The 4547-nt window shown below is 63.7% G+C and carries 3 protein-coding genes and 1 pseudogene; all 4 read left to right on the plus strand.

Going from position 1 to position 4547, the window contains the following annotated elements:
• Positions 1–182: pseudogene (locus HX814_RS31610) on the plus strand (ABC transporter ATP-binding protein); the annotation flags it as partial.
• Position 183: 1 nt separating this feature from the next.
• Entirely contained in the window at positions 184–2658 is a 2475-nt protein-coding gene (locus HX814_RS30905) for an FtsX-like permease family protein (RefSeq protein ID WP_177015448.1), read from the plus strand.
• Positions 2648–3712 carry a lipocalin-like domain-containing protein gene (locus HX814_RS30910; RefSeq protein ID WP_177009813.1) on the plus strand — a complete coding sequence of 355 codons (1065 nt, stop codon included), beginning with the start codon at positions 2648–2650 and terminating at the stop codon, positions 3710–3712. The genes HX814_RS30905 and HX814_RS30910 overlap by 11 nt, the downstream gene beginning before the upstream one ends.
• 143 nt (positions 3713–3855) lie before the next feature.
• The coding region (locus HX814_RS30915; RefSeq protein WP_371318540.1) for a hypothetical protein at positions 3856–4547 on the plus strand (692 nt) is incomplete at its 3' end.

The raw sequence follows: 4547 nt of genomic DNA on the forward strand, positions 1-4547 counted from the left end.
ACGAACCCACCGGTAACCTCGACGAAGGCACCAGTGACGAAGTGCTGCAACTGCTGCTGGACCTGCTGCGGGACAGCCCCACCAGCTTGCTGATGGTCACCCACAGCCCGCGCATCGCGGCGCGCCTTGACCAGCAGGTGGTGTTGCATCGCGGCCAGGTACTCGCTGCGGACGCCCGCTGACATGCGCGTCTTCCACTGGACACTGCGCGCGCTGCTCAGCCATTGGCGTCGCCACCCTGTGCAATTCTTCAGTGTGCTCACTGGCCTGTGGCTGGCCACCGCGCTGTTGACCGGCGTGCAAGCCCTCAACAGCCAGGCGCGGGACAGCTACGCGCGGGCCAGCCAGCTGATCGGCGGCGAACCCCAGGCCAGCCTCAGTGCACCGGACGGTGCGAGCTTCCCCCAGGCGCTGTTTGCCGACCTGCGCCGCGCCGGGTGGCCGGTGTCGCCGGTGGTGCAGGGCCGCGTGCAGCTTAAGGGTCATGAAGACCAGCGCCTGCAAGTGATGGGCATCGACCCGGTGTCGTTGCCCGGCGGTGGCGCGCTGGCCGGGCAGACCCTGGACCGGGCGCAGATGGTCGCGTTCTTCAACCCGCCGGGACGCACCTGGATCGCGCCGCAGACCTTGCAGTCTCTGGGCCTGAAAGAGGGCGACCAGCCGCTGACAGCTGCCGGGCTGGTGCTGCCGCCGCTGCATGTTCAAGCGGACATGGCCCCTGGCGTATTGCTGACCGATATCGGCTTCGCCCAACCGCTGCTGGACATGCCCCAACGCCTGTCGCGGTTGCTGCTGGACAAGGCCTTTGCCGCCGCGCATCCCGCCCTGCCGCCGGAACTGGGCGCGCAACTGCAGCTCAAGCAGGCCGAGGAAAACAACCTCGCGCGCCTCACTGAAAGCTTCCATCTGAACCTCGATGCGCTGGGCTTTCTGTCCTTTGTGGTGGGCCTGTTTATCGTGCATGCCGCCATCGGCCTGGCGCTGGAGCAGCGGCGCGGCCTGCTGCGAACCTTGCGTGCGTGCGGGGTCAGTGCGCGGATGCTGATCCTCAGCCTGGCGGTGGAGCTCGGTGGCCTGGCCGTGCTGGGTGGCCTGGCGGGCGTGGCCAGCGGGTACTTGCTGGCCAGCCTGTTGCTGCCGGATGTAGCCGCCAGCTTGCGCGGCCTGTATGGCGCCGAGGTACCCGGCCAACTGAGCCTCAGCCCGCTGTGGTGGCTCAGTGGCCTGGGCCTGGGTTTGCTCGGTGCGTTGCTCGCCGGGGTCAGCAGCCTGTGGCGGGCGGCGCGTTTGCCGCTGCTGGCGCTGGCCAATGCCCAGGCCTGGCACCAGGCCCATGGGCGCTGGCTGCGACGCCAGGGCTGGGTGGCGGGTTCGGCCTTACTGGTTGCGCTGTTGGCACTGGTATTTGGCGACAGCCTGGCCAGTGGTTTTGTATTGATGGCGGCCTTGTCGCTGGGCGCTGCGCTGGGCTTGCCGGTGGTGCTCAATGGCGTGCTCAAGGCGGTATTGGGGCGCAGCCGTTCGGTGCTGGGGCAATGGTTTCTCGCCGATTGCCGCCAGCAGTTGCCGGCCCTGAGCCTGGCGCTGATGGCCTTGCTGCTGGCGTTGGCCGCCAATATCGGCGCGGGCTCGATGACCTCGGGCTTTCGCCAGACCTTCAACAACTGGCTGGAACAACGCCTGACCGCCGAGTTGTACCTCAACCCGCAAAATCCGGCCCAGGCCGAGGCGCTGCAAACCTGGCTGGTACAGCAGCCCCTGGTGCAGACAGTGCTGCCGACCTGGCAGGTTGCGGTGCAGTTGCAGGGGTGGCCGGCTGACCTGTTCGGCGTGGTCGACGACCCTACTTATCGCCAGCATTGGCCGCTGCTGGAAGCGGCGGCGAACCCATGGAGCCAGTTGTTGCAGGACGACAGCCTGATGCTCAGTGAGCAAATGGCACGCCGGCTCAAGGTGCGGCTGGGCGATGTGGTCAGCATCCCCACGCCCCAAGGTCCATGGTCGCCGAAGGTCGTGGGGATTTATGCCGACTACGGCAACCCCAAGGGCCACTTGCTGGTGAATTCGCGGCACCTGTTGCAGCACTGGCCGGGATTGTCGCCGGCGCGTTTCAACCTGCGGGTTTTGCCGGGCAACGTGCCGCCGCTGGTGCGTGCAGTACAGGAACGGTTTGCCCTCGAAGACAGCCGCATCGTCGACCAGCAGCAGCTCAAGGGCTGGTCGAGCCAGGTCTTCGAACGAACTTTTGCCGCCACCGCCGCCCTTAACAGCCTGACCCTGGGCGTCGCCGGCGTGGCGTTGTTTATCAGCCTGCTGACCCAGAGCCAAAGCCGCCTCGGCCAGTTGGCGCCGTTGTGGGCGCTGGGCGTGACGCGCCGCCAATTGATGCTGCTCAACCTCGGCCAGACCTGGTTGCTGGCGGTGCTGACCCTGGTGCTGGCGTTGCCGCTGGGCTTGCTGCTGGCGTGGTGCCTGGACGTGGTGATCAACGTCCAGGCCTTCGGCTGGCGCCTGCCGTTGCGGGTGTTCCCGGGGCAACTGGCGCAACTGCTGGGTCTGGCGATGCTGGCCACCTTGCTGGCTTCGGCCTGGCCGTTGTGGCAGCTGTACCGCAGTCGCCCGGCGGATTTGCTGAGGACCTTTGCCAATGAAGATTAAGTGCCTGCTATGGGCGACGTTCCTGCTGCTGGGCGCCTGCGACAAACCACCTGCACCTGAAGAAAGCTTCGCCGGACTGGGCAGCCAGGCCGCGGACTTTGCCCAGGTGGTGCCCGGCAAGGTCTTCAGCTTTCCCCAGGACCATGGCCCCCATGACGGCTATCGCATCGAATGGTGGTACCTCACCGCCAACCTGAAGGATGCCGAGGGCAATGCCTACGGCGTGCAATGGACGCTGTTTCGCAACGCACTCAAGGCCGGCCCGACACAACCGGGCTGGCACGACTCTACGATCTGGCTCGGCCACGCCGCCGTCACCTCGGCCACCCGCCATTACGCCAGCGAACGCTACGCCCGCGGCGGCGTGGGGCAGGCAGGGGCCCAGGCGGTGCCGTTCAATGCCTGGATCGATGACTGGAATTTCGCCACCCGCCCCGGTGCAGCCAGCCCCCTGGCGGACATGCAACTCAAGGCTGCAGGCGAGCATTTCAACTACGACCTGCACCTGACCTCCAGCCGCCCGCTGGTGCTCCAGGGGGATAACGGCTACAGCCGCAAGTCCGACCAGGGCCAGGCGTCGTACTACTACAGCCAGCCGTTTTTCCAGGCAGATGGCCGCGTGACCATCGATGGAAAATCTTACCAAGTCACCGGCAACGCCTGGCTCGATCGCGAATGGAGCAGCCAGCCCCTGACCGCCAGCCAGACCGGCTGGGACTGGTTCTCCCTGCACCTGGACAGTGGCGAGCAATTGATGCTGTTTCGGGTGCGGCAGAAAGACGGGCCGTCGTACCTGACGGGCACCTGGATCGACCAGGAGGGCCGCACCCAGACCCTGCACAACCAGGACATCCAGCTGACCCCACTGACCACCACCGCGATCGATGGGCGCAGCATTCCCACCCAGTGGTCATTGAAGATCCCGGGCAAACATCTGGATATCACCACGGAAGCGGTCAACCCAAAAGCCTGGATGAACCTGAGCATTCCTTACTGGGAAGGGCCGGTGAAATTTCAGGGTGGGGTGGGGTATCTGGAGATGACGGGGTATTGAGTCCGACGATTTTTTGTAGGCCTTGATTACCTGCCAGGTAGGTGATTTCCCAAATGTAATTTCAGCTGTTCCAACCTTGTGTCCGGGCCGTGTTCGCCTGCCTATATTCCTGCGCCATATCCATTACATCAGGGATGTAAGTGATGGCGCAGGGATACATCAATGACCGCACCACGGACTACCTCAGTTTGAAATCCCGGTTACTGACCGGGGCCAGTGGGCAACTCTCCGATCAATTCGACGCGTTGAACCTGCATTTGCGTCAGGCAAGCCTGGTGACGCCGGGGCAGATGGTGATCGTTCCCGATGCCTACGCTGTGGCTTGCACTACTGATGATGCATGGTTGATGCGCCATGCCCAGGAGATTCAGCGCAATCTGGAGTTGGATGCCTCGGCTGGGGCGGCGGTGATCAATAACTATGATCTATTCCAGAGTTTATTGGCTTATAGCTCGGTGGGAGTCGGCAGTTCGACGGCGGCCTGGGGGCGACACCTGGACGAGGTTCAGCGCACTCTGGAAGAAATTGAGCGTTTGCATCAACAACTCAAGGATGGAGCCTTGAATAAGAAAGCGTTTATCCAGAAGCGGCAGATGTTGTTCCGGCGCTTGGATACTCAACTTCAAGGTGCGGCGCGATTTGGCACGAGCCTGAAAACCAATAAGTCACTGAAAAAAGTACTGGGTATTTCCACCAAGAGTTATCTGCACAAGAGTGAAATCGTGGGCTACACGCAGCGGATTCGCAGCATTGCCGAGACGTCGAGGTTTTTGGGCAAGGGGACGTATGTGGGGTTGGCGTTGGATGTGGGTGTGGCGGGGTTGGAGATCAAGGA

Origin of the sequence: Pseudomonas sp. C8002 (genome assembly GCF_013385765.1) — a bacterium.
In the GTDB taxonomy this organism is placed as follows: Bacteria; Pseudomonadota; Gammaproteobacteria; order Pseudomonadales; family Pseudomonadaceae; genus Aquipseudomonas.

Bases quoted from the DNA above. Each gene is read 5' to 3' on its own strand.
- HX814_RS30910 (WP_177009813.1), top strand. From the start codon at position 2,648: ATGAAGATTAAGTGCCTGCTATGGGCGACGTTCCTGCTGCTGGGCGCC.
- HX814_RS30905 (WP_177015448.1), top strand. From the start codon at position 184: ATGCGCGTCTTCCACTGGACACTGCGCGCGCTGCTCAGCCATTGGCGT.